We start from the raw sequence: 421 nt of genomic DNA, 5'->3' as shown, positions 1-421 counted from the left end.
GCCCGGACGGGCCGACGGTCACCGACCGGGGTGTCGTGGTGGGGACGGTCCTGCCGTCCCCCGGCTTCCGCTCCCCCGAACAGCTCGACGGGCGGACGGCGGAGGCCGCGTCCGATGTCTTCTCGCTCGGCTCCCTGCTGGCGTTCGCGGCCACCGGAACCCCGCCGTTCGGCGCCGACGACGAAGCCGGTACGGGCGAACGCGTCCTGCGCGGCGACCCCAACCTGACCGAACTCCCTGACTGGCTGCGCGAGTTGGTCATCACATGTGTCGCCAAGGACCCCGCCGACCGGCCGACCGCGGCGCAGATCCGTACCGCGACCGCCACCGAGGAAGACGGCCTCGGCTGGCTGCCGAGCACCCTGTCCGCGGAGGTCGCGCAGCGCGCGGCGGCGGTGTGGGGGCTCACGGCGGACGGGAC

Annotated in this window: 1 protein-coding gene; it reads left to right on the top strand. The window is 74.8% G+C overall.

All coding sequences use genetic code 11. From position 1 onward, the window contains the following. On the top strand, nucleotides 1–421 hold a 421-nt coding region (locus AC1DSF_RS31000), incomplete at both ends, for a protein kinase domain-containing protein (protein ID WP_478184143.1).

The organism is Variovorax sp. 01N429 (genome assembly GCF_056399425.1).
This window is presented reverse-complemented; position numbering and strand designations above follow the sequence as displayed.